18 protein-coding genes and 1 pseudogene are annotated in these 19,813 nt (G+C 39.1%); 5 read left to right on the plus strand and 14 right to left on the minus strand.

Annotated elements, in window-relative coordinates; genetic code table 11:
• Positions 1 to 67: 67 nt before the first annotated feature.
• Positions 68 to 985, minus strand: coding sequence for a proline dehydrogenase family protein (locus CYJ36_RS14230; RefSeq protein ID WP_101567926.1), 918 nt, complete (start codon positions 983 to 985; stop codon positions 68 to 70).
• 207 nt (positions 986 to 1,192) lie between these two features.
• Between CYJ36_RS14230 and CYJ36_RS14235 the strand changes: the two genes are divergently transcribed.
• Together CYJ36_RS14235 and CYJ36_RS14240 are read left to right on the plus strand one after the other, a co-directional pair.
• A complete protein-coding gene (locus CYJ36_RS14235; protein WP_101567927.1) occupies positions 1,193 to 1,468 on the plus strand; it encodes a hypothetical protein in 276 nt (91 codons plus the stop codon).
• Positions 1,469 to 1,478: 10 nt separating this feature from the next.
• Positions 1,479 to 1,817: a spore coat protein gene (locus tag CYJ36_RS14240; protein ID WP_101567928.1), complete on the plus strand. Its 339-nt coding sequence runs from the start codon at positions 1,479 to 1,481 to the stop codon at positions 1,815 to 1,817.
• Between the two features lie 111 nt (positions 1,818 to 1,928).
• Here CYJ36_RS14240 and CYJ36_RS14245 read toward each other — a convergent pair whose 3' ends face one another.
• From CYJ36_RS14245 to CYJ36_RS14280, 7 genes are all read right to left on the minus strand, one after another.
• Positions 1,929 to 2,645 (minus strand): gamma-glutamyl-gamma-aminobutyrate hydrolase family protein, encoded by a 717-nt coding sequence (locus CYJ36_RS14245; RefSeq protein ID WP_101567929.1) that lies wholly within the window; start codon positions 2,643 to 2,645, stop codon positions 1,929 to 1,931.
• Between the two features lie 345 nt (positions 2,646 to 2,990).
• Positions 2,991 to 3,530, minus strand: a complete 540-nt coding sequence (locus tag CYJ36_RS14250; protein ID WP_101567930.1) for a GNAT family N-acetyltransferase — start codon at positions 3,528 to 3,530, stop codon at positions 2,991 to 2,993.
• 397 nt (positions 3,531 to 3,927) lie between these two features.
• Complete coding sequence (locus tag CYJ36_RS14260; RefSeq protein ID WP_101567932.1) at positions 3,928 to 4,179, minus strand: DUF2573 family protein; 252 nt, start codon at positions 4,177 to 4,179, stop codon at positions 3,928 to 3,930.
• Between the two features lie 29 nt (positions 4,180 to 4,208).
• Positions 4,209 to 4,949, minus strand: coding sequence for an IucA/IucC family C-terminal-domain containing protein (locus CYJ36_RS14265; protein WP_101568144.1), 741 nt, complete (start codon positions 4,947 to 4,949; stop codon positions 4,209 to 4,211).
• A 1-nt stretch (position 4,950) separates the two neighbouring features.
• The gene (locus CYJ36_RS14270; protein WP_101567933.1) at positions 4,951 to 5,760 is read right to left on the minus strand and encodes an ABC transporter ATP-binding protein; all 810 of its coding nucleotides are present in this window, start codon (positions 5,758 to 5,760) and stop codon (positions 4,951 to 4,953) included.
• Between the two features lie 31 nt (positions 5,761 to 5,791).
• On the minus strand, positions 5,792 to 6,847 hold the full coding sequence (locus CYJ36_RS14275; RefSeq protein WP_101567934.1) for a FecCD family ABC transporter permease: 1,056 nt from the start codon (positions 6,845 to 6,847) through the stop codon (positions 5,792 to 5,794).
• Positions 6,847 to 7,848 (minus strand): FecCD family ABC transporter permease, encoded by a 1,002-nt coding sequence (locus CYJ36_RS14280; RefSeq protein WP_101567935.1) that lies wholly within the window; start codon positions 7,846 to 7,848, stop codon positions 6,847 to 6,849. The genes CYJ36_RS14275 and CYJ36_RS14280 overlap by 1 nt, the downstream gene beginning before the upstream one ends.
• Positions 7,849 to 8,026: 178 nt before the next feature.
• Between CYJ36_RS14280 and CYJ36_RS14285 the strand changes: the two genes are divergently transcribed.
• A complete protein-coding gene (locus tag CYJ36_RS14285) occupies positions 8,027 to 9,028 on the plus strand; it encodes an ABC transporter substrate-binding protein (RefSeq protein WP_101567936.1) in 1,002 nt (333 codons plus the stop codon).
• Between the two features lie 74 nt (positions 9,029 to 9,102).
• On the opposite strand, the gene CYJ36_RS14290 is transcribed toward CYJ36_RS14285, so the two are convergent.
• Positions 9,103 to 10,734 carry an acyl-CoA dehydrogenase family protein gene (locus tag CYJ36_RS14290; RefSeq protein WP_257962486.1) on the minus strand — a complete coding sequence of 544 codons (1,632 nt, stop codon included), beginning with the start codon at positions 10,732 to 10,734 and terminating at the stop codon, positions 9,103 to 9,105.
• Positions 10,735 to 10,877: 143 nt separating this feature from the next.
• Here CYJ36_RS14290 and CYJ36_RS14295 point away from each other — a divergent pair, with 143 nt between their 5' ends.
• Positions 10,878 to 11,603 carry a ZIP family metal transporter gene (locus CYJ36_RS14295; protein ID WP_101567938.1) on the plus strand — a complete coding sequence of 242 codons (726 nt, stop codon included), beginning with the start codon at positions 10,878 to 10,880 and terminating at the stop codon, positions 11,601 to 11,603.
• Between the two features lie 294 nt (positions 11,604 to 11,897).
• On the opposite strand, the gene CYJ36_RS14300 is transcribed toward CYJ36_RS14295, so the two are convergent.
• The 4 genes from CYJ36_RS14300 to CYJ36_RS14315 are packed head-to-tail and all read right to left on the minus strand — an operon-like array spanning position 11,898 to position 15,884.
• On the minus strand, positions 11,898 to 12,476 hold the full coding sequence (locus tag CYJ36_RS14300; protein WP_180850332.1) for a lysozyme inhibitor LprI family protein: 579 nt from the start codon (positions 12,474 to 12,476) through the stop codon (positions 11,898 to 11,900).
• Between the two features lie 35 nt (positions 12,477 to 12,511).
• Positions 12,512 to 13,918 (minus strand): sensor histidine kinase, encoded by a 1,407-nt coding sequence (locus CYJ36_RS14305; RefSeq protein ID WP_101567940.1) that lies wholly within the window; start codon positions 13,916 to 13,918, stop codon positions 12,512 to 12,514.
• A gap of 3 nt (positions 13,919 to 13,921) precedes the next feature.
• Entirely contained in the window at positions 13,922 to 14,614 is a 693-nt protein-coding gene (locus CYJ36_RS14310; protein WP_101567941.1) for a response regulator transcription factor, read from the minus strand.
• Positions 14,615 to 14,627: 13 nt separating this feature from the next.
• On the minus strand, positions 14,628 to 15,884 hold the full coding sequence (locus CYJ36_RS14315) for a VCBS repeat-containing protein (protein WP_257962487.1): 1,257 nt from the start codon (positions 15,882 to 15,884) through the stop codon (positions 14,628 to 14,630).
• A 340-nt stretch (positions 15,885 to 16,224) separates the two neighbouring features.
• Between CYJ36_RS14315 and asnB the strand changes: the two genes are divergently transcribed.
• Entirely contained in the window at positions 16,225 to 18,126 is a 1,902-nt protein-coding gene (gene asnB, locus CYJ36_RS14320) for an asparagine synthase (glutamine-hydrolyzing) (protein ID WP_101567943.1), read from the plus strand.
• 558 nt (positions 18,127 to 18,684) lie between these two features.
• Here the strand turns inward: asnB and CYJ36_RS14325 are convergent.
• A pseudogene (locus tag CYJ36_RS14325) lies at positions 18,685 to 19,409 on the minus strand (SDR family oxidoreductase); the annotation flags it as partial.
• Between the last annotated feature and the right edge of the window lie 404 nt (positions 19,410 to 19,813).

The raw sequence follows: 19,813 nt of genomic DNA on the forward strand, positions 1-19,813 counted from the left end.
ATTTCTGCAGTTATTCATTTTTCATGCAGAAAACTCCCCGTATCTGATATAGATGCGGGGCATTTCATTATTTCTTCACAATCCCTTTTAAAACAAACGCAACGTTTGCCGGACGTTCAGCAAGACGGCGCATGAAATAGCCATACCAATCTGTTCCATATGGGACATACACTCGCATTTTATATCCTTCTTTTACTAATTCAAGCTGGCGTTCAGGCCGAATGCCATATAGCATTTGAAATTCAAATTGATCGTTCTGAATGTTATTTTCTTTCACAAATTGCTTTGTAAAATCAATCATAGCATCATCATGAGTCGCTACTGCTGTATAATTGCCATTCAATAAATGCATTTTAATAATGGTTTTGAAGTTCTCATCCACATCTTTCTTTTCCGGATAAGCAACTTGGGGGGACTCTTTATATGCACCTTTTACTAATCGCAGGTTTGGGTGATACTGATTTAAATCTTCTATGTCTTTAACTGTTCGGTATAAATAGGCTTGAATAACCGTACCGACATTGTCATAGTCTTTTCTGAGCTCTTTAAAGATATCAATGGATTTCTGACAGCGCGAGTAATCCTCCATATCAATTGTAACAAAGACATGATTTGTCTTGGCTGCATCAAGGATTTTCCGCATATTTCGCAGGACAATCTCATCTGAAATATCAAGTCCCATCGATGTCATCTTAAGAGAAAGCTGTGATCTGAGGTTTTCTCTTCCGATCGCTTCGATTGCTTTGATTGAATTATCAGCCATTTCGTTTGCTTCTTCTTCATGATCGACGAATTCTCCTAGGTAATCAATCGTAACATCTAAATTCTTTTCATTTAAATCTTTAATGACTGCTGTTGCAAGATCGATTGTTTCTCCAGCTACAAAACGTGATGCTCCAAAACGCAGTCCATATCTTTTGGCTAACTTGGTCAAACCTTTATTTTTCGATAAAAATAAGAAAATGTTTCGAAGTAATTGCTCCATTTGAAGCCCCCCACTATTCATCCATCCTATTTATTATGCATGATAACGCTTAACTAAATTGCCCTAAAGTACCTTTCATTTTACCATATTTTGAACTTTTTGAAAATTAATCAGATTTGATTTTGTCGATACTTGTCAATTGTAATTTGTATAGAACTAAAAAGATGAGGAACGATAAGAAAGAAAATGCTTGAAGGAGGTTTTAATATGCAGCAACAGCAAAACACAGGCACTCAGCAAGGCATGATGCAGCAGCCACAGCCCCCAGCTGTCATAACTACTAAAGATCACCTTTATTTGACAGACATGCTCTCATGGAATTTGCTCGCCATGAAAAAAGCTCATTTCTTTGCTTCTCAGTGTGCTGAACAGGAATTAAAAATGGAGCTGGAAAAAGTGGGAAAAATGCATGAGCAGCACTACTCAAGGATTTTAACTCATTTGAATTCAAATCAACAAGCAAACGGAGCACAGCTTCAATAGGAGGTGTACAATGAACAATAGTCAAAATCAGAATAAAATCGGCAATCCCGAAACACAGGTTCCGCAAAGTCCTCAAATGAATGACCGTGATTTTATTAATGAGCTGCTGGCTACGGAGAAATATATGACAGACTCTTATTGCACGGCTTTAAATGAAATGAGCCATGATTCTCTTTATCAGGACATTCAGGGTATTTTCAACGAAACGCAAAACTGTCAAAGAGAACTTTACAATCTAATGTATAAGAACGGCTGGTATAAGCTTGAAGCTGCCGACAGCCAAAAGCTGCAGCAATCCTATCAGCAATTCTCAAATTATCTGCAGCAGCAGTCGCCCTATCTTCAATAAAAAGAAAGCAGCAAACTGCTGCTTTCTTTTTATTTCTGGCTCATGTGAAGATTACATTTCCTCTGGGTAAAAATCGCCTTATCAGTACTATTCCTATATTCTCAGCAGGTTTTATTTACATTCATCTATAAATGTTTTAAACAAATTATGCATTGCTTCATCTTCAGCAGCCATTTCTTCCGGATGCCATTGAACAGCAAGTACATACCAGTCCTTATCTGTACCTTCTATCGCTTCCACTACACCATCTGAAGCTTTAGCAGTGGCTATAACATCTGGTGCGAGCTGTCCTGCTGCTTGATGATGCATGCTATTTACACGAACTGTTGTACTTCCTAAAATACCTTCTAATTTACTGCCCTCACTGACAGTGATTTCGTGAGTCGGGTTGGGGCGTTCTGCCTTCTGATAATGCTTTATTGCCTCATCGTCATTTTTTTCTATATCCTGTATCACCGTACCTCCAAGAGCTGCATTCAGCATCGCAATGCCCCTGCAAATCCCAAACAGCGGTTTTTTGTGTTCTTTTGCATATTTAACAACGGCTAGTTCCATTTCGTCCCGTGCAGCATTCGTTTTTCTTAGCTTAGGGTCAGGATCCTCACCATAGGAATGAGGATCAACATCCTCTCCTCCGCTTAAAATAATGCCATCGCATTTTGAAACAATAATCTTTGCCATTTCATCATCACCAAGCGGAATGACAACAGGAACTCCTCCCGCTTGTATGACAGAGGTGATATATTTTTGATGAACATGCACGCTCGGGATATCTCCATGATCCACTACTGAGCTTGATATGCCGATAACTGGATTACAATTTCCCATTCTGTTCACACTCCCTAATGAATTACCTGTTTTCTTTATTACCCTTCTTCTTTCATTTTGAAGCACTTGTTAGCCGATAGGATAATTAGATACTCATTTCGGATAATAAAACCTGATTTCCCGATCATACAGTAGTTCGTGCGGACAGTAAGAGCAGCTTTTCGGATAATAAATCTGGAAATAGTATTCAAGAGAGGTGCTCACACGAAAGTGGGCGCTTTTTTTTAAGTGCAAACTGAAAAGACCATTTTAGGGTTTAATCCCGGGCTTCCGGCATGCAAAGTTGTTCGATTTCTATGTGAATATAAAGCCTCTTCTTCATCCATTTATTTACTGCATTGAAGTCTATTTTGCTGCAAACTCCTCCCACTCTTCCCTTAACATTCCCATTCTGATAGAATCATAGAATTCTCCATTTACTATGCGGCATTTTCTCATACGCCCTTCTACTGTCATCCCTAGTTTTTCTCCTACTTTAATCATTCTTATATTCCCTGACCATGTTGTATATCCCACTCTGACTATAGGCAATGTTTCAAATAACCGTGTGATCCATAGCTGAAAGGCCCTTGTTCCGTGACCGCCGTTCCAATAAGAAGAATCATAAATGCCAATCCCCATCTCCAGCCAGCGTGAAGGCTCGTGTTCCCAATAATAGCTTACTGTTCCAATAATTGTTTCATTTACTTCGATCGCCCAATAATCCTTTTGATTCACAATGCTCTCTTTCTGAGCAAGAAAGTCTGTCAGTGAAAGACTCTTATGCTCAAAATAAGGAGCGTCCCACTTTTTCCATTCTGGCTGCTGTTCTTTATACTTGATCTCCCATAAATGAATGAGATCTTTTGTTTCAATTGGACGTATTTTCACATTAGATTCAATCATGTTTTATCCTCCAATTGCTAGAGTGGTATTTAGAAGGAATCATAAGTTTTAAAACTCTTTCACCCATACGAAATATACAGTATAGTCACAATAAAGGAAAATTATGGAGTTTAATCTGCTTATAAAACTTCATTTGATTGCCGGAATTCTCTATATCACTGCCGCAGGCCTGTTATATACAGATGGCTATACGTTTAAATATTACATGGCTGAAATGGAAACCTACCCTTCTTCAAGATGGATCAATTATAGAAGTTTCAGGATCGGTTATTCCCTTTTTTTATGTACACCTATTTATTATTTCCTAATGAAATATGCAAAAAAGCACCCTGCCTATCTCGAAGATAAAAACAAAAAATCCCAGAGCCTAAATAGTTACTCTGAGATTTGAATCTTTCTACTTCTTTGATTTCAATCGATGCTGTTCGTTAAGCTCTTTAATCTCTGCAATTAACTGTTTCATCTTTTCCTTTTCATCTGGGTATGTTTCATTCCAGTGTTTAACTAGAGGAGGCATGGATTTGGCGATGTGTGAATAGATTACCCACATTTTCACTTTTTCCTTTAGCTCAGATGTTCCCTCTCCAAGAAGCAATTCAGTATACTTTTCGACTAATCCACCCAGCGGTTCTCTAAGATTTTCTTGCATGCAATCTCCTCCTTAACCTAAAATCTCTGTCATGTAAGACAGTGCTTCGGACACGTACTGCAGCGATCTCTTTTTTCTGAAGTTAAGTAGTAAAGACAGCATGTTTGTCTCATTTTTGGCTCGTCTGCCTTCTGTTTTCCATAAAACTGCAAGAAAGGATTTTTCATTCCGTCTCCAAAAAGCTCTCCGTCCGCTTCCTTCACTACGTACATGTAATCATCTTGTATTTGCTCTATCGTAACATACTCAGGTTTGTTTTCAAGAAGGGTATCGTACATCCAAACGACATAAAGGACAATGTTTTCCCAAAGTATAAGCTTGGAAATTCTGGCTTCTTTTGAAACAGCCCCTAAAATCCTGCTCAAATGATTTCGAAATAAATCGGCAAGCAATTCGTCTCTCCATTTTTCTCTGCTTCCTTCCATCGGAATACATTCTAAAGTGTGAAAGTAAAAGGAAGGAAGCCATAAAGGGTCTTCATCATCTGTTTCAATCGTTATATTTTCTGGACTCGTATTGATTCTTTTCCCAAAAACAGTCATAGAGAAAAGTGCCATCGCTGCAAGGAAGGCATACCTTTTAATCAGCATGGATCCTGTTACATTCAATCTGTCTGAATGTATTCTTGGCTGGATCTCAGTTAAATAACCGGAAAGAAATTCTGGATTCAGCAAATTTTTTGCTTCTGTTGACAGGGTGGAAGAGCTCTGCTCCAAACCTAGCCGGAATTTAGATAGGATTTCAAGCTCTTCAGTTGCAAACTGATTCATGCTAAATAGCGGCCTCTTTTATGATACATCTGCCCCTGCCATGGGGAATACATAGAGGTGTACCAAATAAAGGATCCATTGTAACTTCACAGTTCATCTGAAAAACATCTTTCACTAAATTGCAATTAATGACGTGTTCCGGTCTGCCTTCAGCGTAAATTTGTTTATCCTTGATAGCAACAATATGGTGAGCATACCTGCAGGCTAAATTCAGATCATGGAGAACCATGACAATCGTTCTTTGTTCTTTTTCGTTCAGCTCAAATAAAAGGTCAAGGATTTCAATTTGATGGGTCATATCTAAATACGTAGTCGGTTCATCAAGCAAAATAATATCTGTATCCTGGGCTAGAGTCATGGCAATCCATGCACGCTGGCGCTGCCCGCCTGATAATGAATCAACCGGTCTTTCGGCAAACTCCATCATTCCTGTAGCTTCCAAAGCTTCCATCACTGCTTTCTCATCTTTTTCGGTCCATTGCTTCAGCCAATTCTGATAAGGATAACGGCCTTGTTTAACCAGCTGAAGAACCGTTAGCCCTTCTGGTGCTGCAGGACCCTGCGGAAGAATGGCAAGCTTTTTTGCCACTTCTTTCGTTGGGAGCTTTGCAATCGCCTCTCCTTCAAGAAGCACTGCACCTTTTTGCGGTTTTAACAGTCTTGCGATTGAACGCAGCAATGTTGACTTACCGCAGCCGTTGCTTCCGATGAAAACTGTGATTTCACCCTTTGGAATGTCTAAATCCAATTCATTGATAATCGTTGATTCTCCGTATGATAATGTGAGCGCCTTTGTTTTAATTGCAGTCATTTGACTCTGAGCCCCTTTTCACATGAGGATTTTAATGATTTCTGCTTCTATATAGAAGGTAAATGAAGTATGGTGCACCAATTGCAGCAGTGAAAACTCCTGCAGGAATTTCCATTGGAGCAAAAAGCGTCCTTCCTATTAAATCGGCGATGATCACCAGCAGCGCACCTAATAAGGCTGAAACAGGCAGCAATGCCCCAAAAGATGAACCGACTAATCTTCTTGCAATATGTGGAGCAATTAGGCCTACAAACCCAATTCCCCCGGCAAACGCTACAGCACTCCCAGTTAAAGCTGTTGCGATTAAAAGAAGAATAAACCGGTTCCTCTGAACAGCACTTCCAACTCCAGCTGCAAGCTCATCTCCTAATTCTTGAATGTTCACGTTTCTAACGAAAATAAAGCTGATGATTACTAGTATGATGGTGATTGGCACCATAATTTTGACTTGCTCCCAAGTGGCTGAATATACGGTTCCCGTTATCCAAATGTTGGCCTGTGCTGCACGATAAATCGGGCCTTTAATCATTAATAGAGTTGTAAGAGACTGAGCAAGCATGGATAGCCCGATTCCCACAAGAACGAGTCTGATCGAGGACGATCCGCCTTTCCATGACAATACATAGACTAACAGTGCAATAACAGTTGCTCCAATAAAGGCTGCCACTGGCATCCATTGAATCGAAACAGTCAAGGAGTTATTTTTATCACTGAAAATAGCTAAGAACAATACCACCGCAACGGATGCCCCGCCGGTAATTCCGATAATGTCTGGTGAAGCAAGCGGATTGCGGATAATTCCTTGAAGGATACAGCCCGCTATGGCAAGAGAAATTCCCACTAATAGAGCAATGAGAATACGCGGCAGTCTGAAAGATTGAATAACAAGTGCTTCCATCTCTGTGCCATAGCCAATTAATGTCTTCAGAACCTGAATCGGTCCAATGCGCAAATCGCCCATTCCTGTGCTGAAAAGAAAGGCAAACGCCGTTACCGCAAGTAAAATACAAAAAATCGTAAATGCTTTTTTATCGATAAGGAAAGAAAGAAATCCTTTTCCTATTCTGAAAGGTTGATAGCTTTTCATTACTTGCCGAACCCCCTGCGTGCGATGTAGATGAAAAATGGTGTACCGACAAGTGCTGTCATAACTCCTACAGGCACCTCTTCCGGCATCACTACATATCTGGCGCAGATATCTGCTGCAACAAGCAGAACTCCGCCAAGCACCGCACAATAAGGAAGAATCCAGCGATGATCATTCCCGACAAAGTAACGGGCAATATGCGGAATGACAATACCTACAAATCCAACAGGACCTGCGATGGCAACTGACCCTCCAGCAAGAAAGATAATGACAATAGCTGTGATTAATTTTACGGTTCCGGTTTTCTGGCCAAGCCCTTTTGCAACATCTTCACCCATCATCAGCAAGTTAATTTTAGAAGCAAGGAAAAAGCAAATAATTAAAGCAGTTCCAGTGTAAGGAAGAATACTGTAAAGCATTTCAAGTTTTCGTCCTTGAACGGACCCTGCTAGCCAGAATAATACTTGGTCAAGGGCAGATTCGTTTGTAACCAAAAAACCTTGTGTCAGCGATGAGAAAAGGGCAGCCATCGCAGCACCGGCGAGTGTAAGCTTCATTGGAGTCAGTCCTTCTCTTCCAAACGAACCGACAAAATAAACAGAGAAAGCAGCAACTGCTGCTCCTAAAAAGGAGATCCATGTATAAGCCTGAAGGGAACTGACTCCGAAAATCGACACAGCGATAACGACAAAGAATCCTGCGCCAGCATTAATTCCGAATACGCCCGGAGATGCGAGCGGATTTTTGGTAAGGGCTTGCATTAACGCTCCGGCAATGGCCAGGGATGCACCAACAACGACTGCAATTATAGCCCTTGGAAGACGTACAGTTTGAATAATCAAATGTTCATTTGAACCATTAAAATTTGTGAAAGCCTCTATTGCTAGTCGCCAAGAGGTTTGTGTATAGCCGTACACCACACTTGCGCACATGCTGATTACAAGCAAAATAATTCCTAAAAGCAATCCGGCAAATCGAATGAAATTCGTCTGTAATAACATATCTATACTCCTGGATGCGAAACCATCACTTCATATTATTTTTCTAAGAATATTGTAACAAACTCAATTGAATTTGAAAATCATTTTCAATTAAATGTTGACAACTTAAATCAGAAAAATTAATATTTAACTTGTAAATGAAAATCATTATCAAATGAAAATATGGGGGTAACAACACATGCAAGCTACATATCAAAAGGCATGGCTGGCACTTATTGCAATCGTTTTATCTGCAGTACTTTTAGCAGCATGCGGGAACGATGAGAAAGAAAAAACGGCCGGGGATGCTGGCGGCAAAGAGAAAGAAAGCGAAGCATATACTGTTGAGCATGCAATGGGCACAACTGAAATTAAGAAAAAACCTGAAAAAGTTGTTATTTTAACAAATGAAGGTACAGAAGCGCTGCTTGCAATGGGCATTAAACCTGTAGGTGCTGTTAAATCATGGTTAGGCGATCCTTGGTATGATCACATTTCAGATGAAATGACAGACGTTGAGGTTGTAGGTGATGAGAGCGCACTTAATGTGGAAGCAATTGCAGCATTAAAGCCTGATTTAATTATCGGTAACAAAATGCGCCAGGAAGATCAATATGAAAAGTTAAGCCAAATCGCTCCTACTGTTTTTGCTGAAACACTTAGAGGCGACTGGAAAGAAAACTTCAGCTTCTACGCTAAAGCATTGGACCGTGAAGAAGAAGGCAAAAAGGTACTTGCAGACTATGACGCCCGCATTGCGGATATTAAGTCAAAAGCCGGTGATAAACTAGATCAAGAAATTTCAGTCGTTCGTTTCATGGCTGGAACAACACGTATTTATTATAAAGATACATTCTCAGGTGTCATTCTTGAAGAGCTTGGATTTGCACGTCCTGCAAACCTTGAAAAATTATTCTCAGATAACCCGGACGATTTATTCGTTCGTGAAGTAACAAAAGAATTAATTCCAGAGATGGATGGAGATTATCTGTTCTACTTCACTTATGCTCCTGCTGAAACAAAAGCAGATGCTGAAAAACAAGCAGAAGAATTTACAAATGATCCGCTATGGAAAAACCTTGATGCTGTAAAAGGCGGAAAAGCCTACCAAGTTGATGATGCGATCTGGAACACTGCAGGCGGTGTAAAAGCTGCTAACTTAATGCTCGATGAACTTGAGAAAATCGTTCTCGAGAAATAATCTTGTCTCCCAACCAATTTATATATGTTAATCCTGAAAAAAGTCTTCCAGCTGGAAGACTTTTTTCGTTTACCTTATACGTTTAGGGCGGTACCTTTTGATTCTGCAATTAAATCAAAATACCTGACTGACAGCTTTTTTTCGTCTTTATAAGATTTGTTCCAGCACATGTCGAGCCAGACTTCTGCAATAGCTTTTTTTCGTTCGTCTCCTGATTTGGCATCCTTTATCGCAATGGCACTTAGTAAAAGGTCACACATTAAATGGGATAGCCTCTTTGCATGATAGGTCCACACATCTTCTTTCTGACCATCAAGAAAATCGAGTAATTCTTCTAGCTCTTTTATCCCTTCGTTCATGATTGAGTTACCTTGTAAGTTCCTCTTAATCCATGATAAATAAGAGACATGTACTGCATATTTTCTGATCAGACGCAATATTTCTAAGCCTAATATATTAGCAGTTCCTTCCCACACGGTCAGCACTTGAGAATCCCGAAGAAGTCTTGGAGTTACAAAGTCCTCAATATACCCGTTTCCTCCATGCATTTCTATCGCTTCATGAGAAAATGTGATCGCCTCTTCTGCTGTCCTGGCTTTTAATAGCGCAATGAACAGACGGGTCAGAATGTTTTCATCCTCTGATGATGCCTTGGCCCTCATTACTTTCTCAAACAGATGAATCAATTCAAAGCATGCACTTGTCTGAACTTCCTGGCGAACAGCCATTTTACATAAAGTATCTTTTACCATTGGGGATTCCGCTAGCTTTTTTCCAAAAGCTTTCCGTTGTTCGGCATATCCGCTTGCTTCAATAAATGCTCTTCTCATAATCCCCACAGATGCAATGGCATTGCAGATTCTCGAAAGATTGAGAGCCTCCATCATGTAATAAAAACCTCTTGCCGGATCTCCTATTAAGTAGCCTATTGCTCCATTTAACTCGACTTCTGCAGATGGTACGGCACGAACACCCAACTTATCTTTTAACCTTCTGATATTTATATGATTTGAAGTTCCATCCTCTTTTTTCCAAGGGACTAAGAAGAGTGATAATCCTTTTGTGCCAGGCTGAGACCCTTCCATTCTTGCTAGTACTGCAGCAACACCGCATGCACCTGCATTGCTGGCAAAGTATTTTTCACCATAAAGCCTGTAGCAGCCTTCATCTTTTACAGCCTTAGTTTCATTTGCACCAACATCAGAACCGCCCTGCCTTTCCGTTAAAAAAGTTGCCCCTTCATAAAGTTCTGTATCACCTGTTGAAATCAAATGCGGTAAATACTTATCTTTTAATTCATCATCTGCATACTCATCAAGTAAATATGCGGTCGCCATAGTCAGTGTGACAGGACAATAAAACCCTGATTCTACCTGAGAAAGAAGATAGCCAAATGCATACGAATAATGATAGGTCGCTTTTCGGTTCAGCTCAGGAATGTCTTTGTGCAAATAACCGACAATCCCTGTTTGGTAAGTCTCCTGAATTGTTTTCTTGTATCCTTCATTCAACCAGATCTCCGACACATCCTGTCCAAACTTATCATAGCGAATGAGTTTTGGCTGTCCTTCTCTGTCTGTATGCACCGCTCTTTGGTCAAAGTGTTCGAAGCAAAGCTGCTGAAATGATGAAAGCTGCTGTACCGTGTATTCATAAAGATCATCGTCCATAAACTTTTTCAAATTAAAAAGCAAATTCGCTTCCATACCAACACCCCCAGACATATAGTAAACGCTTACATTACTATTTTACAGAATATTCTCTTCATTTCCTATTATCTTTTGTATGCTTTACACTATTTTTGGTAAGCTAACAGTAGATTTACTTTCTATAAGGAGGGATCTGTCAAATGCTGCAGGCCGCACTTTGGGGAGCTTTTGCTGGTTCCTCTATTTTACTTGGTGCTTTACTTGGCATTTACAAGGAGATACCACGCAAAGTATTAGGGTTTATCATGTCTTTTGGAACTGGGGTCTTAATCGGGGCCGCTTCTTTTGAGCTGCTTAGGGAATCTGTAGAAGATGGAGGCTTAATGGCAGCGTCCATCGGATTTATTTTTGGCTCTCTGACGTTTACTGTCTCTGAATTAATTATCACTAAAAAAGGCGGAAACGAAAGAAAGCGATCAAGGCACAATCCAAATGATCATTCAGGGGTATCTATTTTTATCGGCACAGTCATCGATGCTATTCCAGAATCTGTCATCATTGGTGTCAGCTTGCTTCAGAATGGATCTGTCAGTTTATTAATGGTGGCCGCTGTTTTCATCAGTAATTTTCCAGAGGGCCTTTCAAGCTCTGTTGGATTGCGTAAAGACAATTATTCAAAGAAAAAGATCCTATTGATGTGGATTATTGTATTAATGCTTTCATCACTTAGCTCTCTTCTTGGATTTTCTCTTCTGCAGACCGCAGACGAAACAGTGCTCTCATTTATCGGAGCGTTTGCAGCGGGTGGCATAATTGCAATGGTCGCTTCCACTATGATGCCTGAAGCTTTTGAAGAAGGAGGACCTATCGTAGGCCTGATTGCTTCACTTGGGGTTCTCGCTTCATTAATACTGTCTAATTTATAATAAGATAAGCGCAATCCTATAAAAGTTGTTTAACCTTAATAGTTCTACACACACATAACACCGTTCGAAGATAGAACGGTGTTATGAAAGTATTGGTATAAATTTTTTTGTTCCAAAATTCATTTTTCTCAAAACAAACAAGAATAAAGGTTTTTAAACTAGTGTTCTTCTACAATTGCTACATTGAAGAACCAATTAAATGATATTGTTAGACGATGTAATGTAAGTAAAGCTATTAGAAAACCTGAACCAAACAATATGCTGCCAGTGGTTTAAAAAACCTAATCTCTTTTACTACTTCATATGACCTTCAACTAACTCATAACATCTCTCTTCTGTAATCCGTGCTTGTGTGCTTATATATTCCAATGATTCCATGGTGCCGCCTTCAAATTTTAATGATTCCTTCTTTGCCGTTTCATCTCTGTATGTGATCCATTCTCGCTGTTCTTCTCTTAACATATCCATTTCACTAGCAGAAAGTTGCTTCTCTAGAGCTCCATAGATATCATTTAAAGCATTATCCCATCTTGTGAAAATTTCCCCGTAAGCCTGTCCCATTTCTAATTGTGTACCACTTTCCAATACTTTTTCAAATTCACCTAAGCCTTTTTTAATATCATTAAGTTTTTTAATATATTTCTCTTTTTCACCTGTCAGAAGGTAAGATTGATCCTTTTTTGCTGCATTTGTTTCTTCATTGCTTTTTGTATTTCTTGATTCTGTATTGCTTTCTTCTTCTGCTTTTTCTACTTTCTCGTTTTCTGTTTCTGACACTGGCTTTTCCTCTTCCGCAGCCTGATCATTTGCTGAAGTGCCGCATCCCGCTAAAAACATAGAAATGACGAGGGGCACTACTATTAATTTCTTCATTATTATCCCTCCATATTGAAAGATTTTTATATAAATCATGAGCGTTTCGGCGTCTGGCTTTTCTCCTTTTTCATTCCATTCAAAGGCAAACAAACAAATACAGTTGTTCCTTTACCATACTCGCTTTTCACTTCTACGGTTCCTCCATGTTTATCGACGATATTTCGGGTGATTGCTAATCCAAGCCCTGTCCCATTCGATTTTGAATCAATTTTGTAAAATGAATCCATAATATATTTTAATTTTTCCTGCTTGATCCCAATACCTTGATCTTGGATTTTCAGGACGGCCATATCTTCTTTTAAGTACTGATATATTTGAATTTCACTGCCTCTTTCAGAAAACTTTATTGCGTTATCCAACAAATTTAATAATACCTGTCTTATCTTGTCGCCATCAGCATTGATTAAAACAGGGGTACATACTAGCTTCATCTGAACGTCTTTCTCTGTAGCTTTATTTTGAAGCTGTAACGTTACATCTTTTATGAGTCTATCAAATTCGAACACGGTCGGGACAAGTGTGACCCGATTTGACTCATACTTTGAGAAATCTAATAGATCTTCAACTAAATTCATAAGGCGTTCAGATTCACTGTTAATCATACGCAAGCCGAATTTTGACTCTTCTTCCGTTAAGCCCTCCGGTGACTCCATTGTCTCTACCCAACCCTTTATCCCCGTCAAAGGCGTTCGAAGTTCATGTGATATCGAAGAGATGAAATCCGTTTTTAACCGATCCATTTTAACGATTTCTTCAGCCATATAATTAAGCGTACTCGACATTTCGCCAAGTTCATAAGGAAAGGTTTCTTCTATTCTTTTCTCAAACCGGCCCTTTGACATTTCCTGTGTAAACTGAATAATTTTATTAAAAGGCCTCACAATGGAATCAGCCAGGCGAAGACTGACAAGAAAGACAATGGCTGCAACACCTAGACATATTAAGAATCCGTATCCTAGTAAACTCCTAATTAAATCGTGCACCTTAGTTAAAGAAGAAACATAGCGAAGGACACCTACTGCTTGTCCATCTAACAGAAGAGGTGTGTAGACAGCCAATACTTTCTCTCCTGATTGTTCAAGCCCCTCTTTTTTATATATGGTGTGATAGGAAAAGACATTAGGATCGATGGAGTAGGTTTGTTCTTCATAAAAGCCTGTTGATGATTGTATAAGTTCACCTTCATTATTTAATAACTGTAATTCTGCTCCGTCATATTGATAGCTTTTAATCACAGGATCGCTATAGTCCTCGAGACTCCCATAATTGAGCTCATTTCCCGTTTCCCAAATAGGGTTGATGGCTTCGGCATGGTTTTGAAAAGTATTGGCTATACCCCCGTAATAATACTTTATTAACGCAACCCCATACACAGCCATTACTAAGCCTAAAGTCAGGATAATGATAATCATGAAATATAGAATGACTTTACGTTTCATCGTCTAACCCTTCCATAGATATCCATGTCCCCAATCGGTACATAAATAGACAGGGGAGGAAGGATTACTCTCTATTTTCTGGCGAATGCGCCTAATATTAACGTCGACTACTTTTAAATCACCTACATAGTTTTCACCCCACACTTCATCTAACATTTCGTCCCTTGTAAAAACTCTGTTCTGATGACTCATTAAAAAATGGAGAATCGAATATTCAGTTGGTGTTAGGTTAATCTCTCTGCCTGAGCATAGAAGTCTTTTGTTTTTTGATTCTATCTGAAAGGGACCTGAGACAAACTTTTCACTGTATTCTAATAAAACTCTGCCGCTTAGATTGATCCTGCGCAAAAGAGAAAAAATTCTAGCTTCTAACTCGACCATGCTGAATGGTTTAAACAAGTAATCATCGGCTCCGAGTATAAGGCCTTCCACCTTATCCTTCTCTTGAGTTCTTGCTGTTAGCATAATAATCCCAACCGTCTGATTTAACTTTCTTATTTCTTGACAAACTTCAAACCCGTCTATCCCCGGAAGCATAAGGTCAAGCACCACGATATCAAATTGTTCCTTTTGATAAAAGCTCAAAGCATCTTCTCCTGTTTCCGCTTCCCATACATCGTAACCTCTCTTTTTCAGATTTAAGCAAACAAAACTGCGTATAGATAGTTCATCTTCAACAACAAGGATTCTATTCATTTTTCTCCCTCACTTAAAACTCGCTTCCCATCAAATGAAACTGATCAAAAGGAAACGTATCATTTTCTTTCAGATCAGAATAAAAAACGGTATCCTTTGTTTCCTTCAATACTGCTTTTGAAGGTTCAGAGAATTGTTTTTTTACCCATTTCACCTCAAATACTGGCTTCTGATTGGAAACCGATAGTAATTGAATTCCATTTCTGATCTTTTTCACTGTGACCTTACCATGCCATTCAGAAGGAATCTCTATGTAAAACCTGCGGACCTGGTCGGTAAACCGTTCTGTAATCTTTTTGGAAGCCCCCATTATGGAAGACGTTGAATAAAATTCGATAAATGGGATGTCCTCGAATAAGGCATCCTCCCAGCCTTGAGGGATATACATCTCGCCTACCTCTGTTACACCATCTTCATTTATATCTTTGCTGTACAGGGGATATTTTTTCATTTGTAAACCGTCATTTTTCTCCCCGACTTTCACCAGTTTCCCATGATCATACGCTATAATTTCAGTCAGCATGGAATGGACGCCAATCGTGCTATCAATAAATAATGCCTTATTGCCGTCGTTTAAATTACCTTTCACCATATTCACATGAAAGGAAAATGCTTCTAAATCCACGGCCGAAACTGACACTAGCGTACTTTTTTCATAGCGGAACAACTCTGCTGTAAAGGATTCTCTTCTTTTTCCGTCTACAAGAAGAACATCCATTTTTTCATCTCCGTCATAGTCCGCGATGTCTAGTAAATGATAGCTTCGCTTCATTTGTTTCTTGAGCCCAGCCTTATCCCACTGATATATAAACAGCTGTTTCTCGGTTTCGAAATCCGAGGTCCCTAAACCCATTGTTATTTCCATTACTCCATCCTCATCCAAATCGTGAAGCCCAAAATAATCAAGATTGTTATAATCCGATTCGATATCTGATATTTGCGCCCAATCTTTATTTCTTTGCTGTAAAACCAGTAAATGAACTTGCTTGTTTCTCTTTAGATTTCTATATAAAATAAAAGCTTCTTGTTTCCCGTCACCATTTACATCTTCAATGAATATGGACTGTTTTATGGCAGCTTGTTCGGGTGTCATATACTCTATGCCAGATGGCAAAAGATGATTTAATGTATCCTTTACTTTCAGCTTTCCCCCGTCATGCAGCTGAGGGTATTCAATTAAATCAGCGGGCGATTTTGCCATGCTGCAGCCTGATAACATAATCCCAATCGAGATATAAATCAATAACTTCCATTTCGCTCTATAATCCACACTGTATACTCCTATCATTTAATCCAATTTGATCCATAATGGATAACTTCATTATAAAATTCCTTAACAGATTAAGGGTTACAAAAAAATTACAATATTAGCAGCAGTGAACATTTGGATGAATGGACTTTCTATAACCCGCATCTCCTTTATACAGTAGGAACCACAATCCCTGATATCAATCTTCTTATCCACTATTCTGTAACTATTTTGTAACCAATTATAGCATCCATCCTTCTATACTAATTTAAGTGAGATGAAAAGGAAAATTATAGAAAGCAGTTTGCAAACCAATTGGCTACAACAATACAAAAAATGAAGTGAAAAGCAGGTGGAGATAATGTGCGGATTTGTAGGGTGTTTAAGCAGTCGTCCCTGGGCACTGAATAATGAGAATAAAGAAAAAGTAAAGGAAATGAATCAAACGATTATCCATAGAGGCCCCGATGATGAAGGGTATTTTTTCAGTGAATATGTGAATTTTGGTTTTAGAAGATTAAGTATCATAGATGTGGAGAAGGGCAGTCAGCCTCTCTCTTATGAAAATGAAAGATATTGGATTGTCTTTAATGGAGAAATATATAATTATGTCGAGCTTAAAGCAGAATTGATGGAATGCGGGCACACGTTCAGCACAGATACCGATACGGAAGTCATCATTGCTCTCTATAGCAGAATAAAGGAAGAAACCGCTCGTAAACTGCGCGGCATGTTTGCCTTTGTCATTTGGGACAAGCTCGAGGAGAGACTGTATGGTGCCAGAGACCATTTTGGGATTAAGCCTTTCTTCTATAGTGAGCAGTTGGATATCACTTATTTCGCTTCCGAAAAAAAATCGATGTTAAAAGCCATTGAAGATGAGTTGGACATTCATTCTTTCCAGCATTTTTTAAGCTTTCAATATGTTCCTGAACCTAATACGATTACTAAATCTATTAAAAAATTATCACCAGGTCATTATTTCACCCAAAAGCCAGGAGAAAGAATGAAGATTTTTTCTTATTGGGAACCACAATTTAAACCATCTAACATAGAAAACTCTAAGTTAATAAAAGAAATCCAAGATACTTTAATAGATTCTGTAAACGTTCATATGAGAAGTGATGTGCCTATTGGGGCCTTCCTATCTGGAGGGATTGATTCTTCCTTTATCGTTTCTATAGCAAAAGAAGTAAATCCTAAGATTAAAACCTTTTCAGTAGGCTTTGAAACGAAAGGGTACAGTGAGATTGATATTGCCAAAGAAACGGCGCATCATTTAGATGTAGAAAATATATCATATCTAATCAGTCCGGAGGAATTCATGAACAATTTGCCGAAGATTATTTGGCATATGGATGATCCGTTAGCTGATCCTGCTGCTGTTCCTTTATATTTCCTGGCCAGAGAAGCCCGGAAGCATGTAAAGGTAGCCTTATCCGGAGAAGGAGCAGACGAATTGTTCGGGGGATATAATATATATAGGGAACCCCAATCATTACAAATGTTTACCTATATACCGTCTCCCATAAAAGCTCTATTAAAAGTTGTCGCGAGTCGCATTCCGGATGGGGTCAGAGGGAAAAGCTTAATAGAGAGGGGCGTTACCCCCCTGAATAAACGGTATATCGGCAATGCTAATATTTTTAATGAAAAAGAAAAGAAGCATCTATTGGTTCAATATCTATCTAATGCAGAAAATGAAAAAGTAACGGATCTGCTATACGCCAATTCTTTATCATATGACGATGTCACAAAAATGCAAAACATTGATATCCAAACCTGGCTGAAAGGAGACATTTTATTAAAGGCAGATAAAATGTCGATGGCTAACTCGCTAGAAGTAAGAGTGCCTTTCTTGGACAAAAAGGTTTTCAGCGCCGCTTCAAAACTAACCAGCAGCCAAAAAATAAAAAATGGTCAGACCAAATTTCTTCTGCGGGAAGCAGCAAAAGGCATAGTGCCACAACATGTATGGAACAGAAAAAAACTCGGGTTTCCAGTTCCTATTCGACATTGGCTGAAAAATGAAATGTATGATTGGGCTCTCCAGTTAATCAATGACAGCCAAACAGACTCTCTATTTAACAAAGAAGAGATCTATAAATTACTTGCTGATCATGTTATTGAAAAGAGAGATAACAGTCGAAAGCTTTGGTCAATTTTCACATTCATGATATGGCATCAAATTTATATCGAAAGAGTATATCAGTTTGATAACCCAGTAGTAAGCAAAGAAAAATTTACATTTGTGACATCATAAATAGAAACGAGTCTCAAACCACCTATAGGAAATTTGGAATGTTGGTGCTTTCCTTTCCTTCTACATTACAGAATAGCGCTCTTATAATTCGCTAATCTATTAAAAAAACAATGAATCAAAAACGATTAATCTCTCGACTTTTTATCTTTTTCCAACAATACTATGATTTGTTATTGAACTAACCTGCCCCAAGGTGCTTAATACCAATTATTTCATAAGAAATGGCTATAAATCTTGATATATCAATAAAAAGGATAGACCAATTCGCTATGCGAATTGGTCTACTAATTTATATTTATTTGTACTGTTTCTCTCCATTAACGGAACCCCTTAATACATATAGAAGTCTTTTTACTTGTTAAGTATTTAAATTATAGGATAATTCAGCTCGTAACTTGGGTATGCATAGTATGGCGGTCTGAGTCCTATTTTTGACATTGACCAGGAAAGGGGATTATAGATCATCTTTACGTTTTCATCAGAATAGTTCAGTAGCAATAGCTTTACTTCTGCGTTAAATTCATATTCCAAATTGGCAACCTCCTTAGATATCGCACATTAGGAATGTGAGGATTCTCCCCCGTTAACATGAAGCACTTGAGCGGTAACAAAGCGAGAATCATAGGAAGCTAGGTAGACATAGGTTGGTGCTTAGTTCAAACGGATGGGCAACTCGTTCCATTGGATTAGATGCTCCATATACAGCGACTTGGTCTGATGAAAAACTTGCCGCAATAAGCGGCGTCCAAATTCGGCCGGGAGGACAGCGTTGACTCGGATCCCTTGTTTCACGATGTTTTTAGCCAGGGCCCGTGTAAAACCAACATTAGCACCTTTTGTGGCTGTATAATCAATCATTTGCTGCTCTCCTATATAGGTTACAACAGAGGACGTATTAATAATCGAACTGCCAGGTTTTAAATGTGGCAGTGCTGCTCTAGTTGTATAAAAGTGAGAGTAAATGTTACCTTTAAAGGTGTCATCAAATTGCTCATCCGTAATGTCCAGCAACCTTAATTGTTGGAATTGAATACCAACGTGGTTACAAAGAATATCTAATCTACCAAACATATCTATTGTTTATTCTACAATGTCGATACACTGCTTTTTATCTCGCAAATCTCCTGGCATTAATAAACAACGTCGCCCCAGTTCTTCAATTCTCGCTTTTGTTCTGTTCGCATCCTCATGTTCATCAAAGTAAGATACAGCAACGTCAGTTCTTTAGCAAAAGCAATTACTACTGCTGCACCAATACCACTATCCCCTCCTGCAAATAGGCTTTGTATATGCGTATTTCCGATGAAGAAAGTGTTTCAAAACGGCGTTTAGCGCACGTTCCCGGGCACTTCCGATAAAGAAAGTGTTTCAAAACCGCTTTTGGCGCACGTTCCCCGGCACTTCTGATGAAGAAAGTGTTTCAAAACCGCTTTTGGCGCACGTTCTTCGTCTCTTCTGATGAAGAAAGTGATTCAAAACCGCTTTTGGCGCACGTTCCCCGGCACTTCTGATGAAGAAAGTGTTTCAAAACCGCTTTTGGCGCACGTTCCCGGGCACTTCCGATAAAGAAAGTGTTTCAAAACCGCTTTTGGCGCACGTTCCCCGGCACTTCTGATGAAGAAAGTGTTTCAAAACCGCTTTTGGCGCACGTTCCCCAGCACTTCCGATGAAGAAAGTGTTTCAAAAC

Origin of the sequence: Bacillus sp. UMB0893 (genome assembly GCF_002858905.1) — a bacterium.
GTDB lineage: Bacteria > Bacillota > Bacilli > Bacillales > Bacillaceae > Bacillus_P.